General features: G+C 36.6%; 1 pseudogene. It reads right to left on the bottom strand.

What is annotated here, in order from left to right:
• Positions 1-53: 53 nt before the first annotated feature.
• Positions 54-601, bottom strand: a pseudogene (locus EZH24_RS13180) (hypothetical protein); the annotation flags it as partial.

The following is a 601-nucleotide window of genomic DNA, read 5'->3' as shown; positions in this document are numbered from 1 at the left end:
GAAATATCAAGTTCTATAATATTAGCAAAACTCTTAAGCATTTTATAAACCTACTATTTCTGCATATACTCTATAACTGCTGAGCCGTCTTGTCCTTTTTCTCCATTAGCAACAACACCATTGCTGTTACTATTAGTACCTCCATTTCCTCCAGCTCCTACGATAATTTTTACTTTATTTAAAGAGCCAAGCATACCTCTTGTTACATCTACAATAGCTGCACTTCCGCTTCCTCCTCCGCCTGAAGCATATCCGTTTATAGAGCCATTGCCTCCATTACCTCCGCTAGCCAAAGTAGTATTATTTGTAAATACAGCTCCCGTATTATAATTAATATTATTATATGTGCTTGTACTTCCATTATTTCCATTAATTAATTTACCCTGTCCAATAGCAATACCTCCATTTCCTCCATTAAATGAGATTGTACCTGTTTTTACTGCTATCTGACCGCCTTGACAAGTAGTTATCGCTGTATTGCCTACTAATACTTGAGAATTACCTCCTACTGTAGGTTCTGTTCCAACCGTATCTAATAAACCATAATAACCTCCTGCACCGCCTGAACATATATGAACTGTAATACTATTAACATCGCTTG

The sequence above is a fragment of the Brachyspira catarrhinii genome (assembly GCF_005518285.1).
In the GTDB taxonomy this organism is placed as follows: Bacteria; Spirochaetota; Brachyspiria; order Brachyspirales; family Brachyspiraceae; genus Brachyspira; species Brachyspira catarrhinii.
Note: the sequence above shows the minus strand (reverse complement) of the source record. Positions and strands in the feature narration are given on the sequence as shown.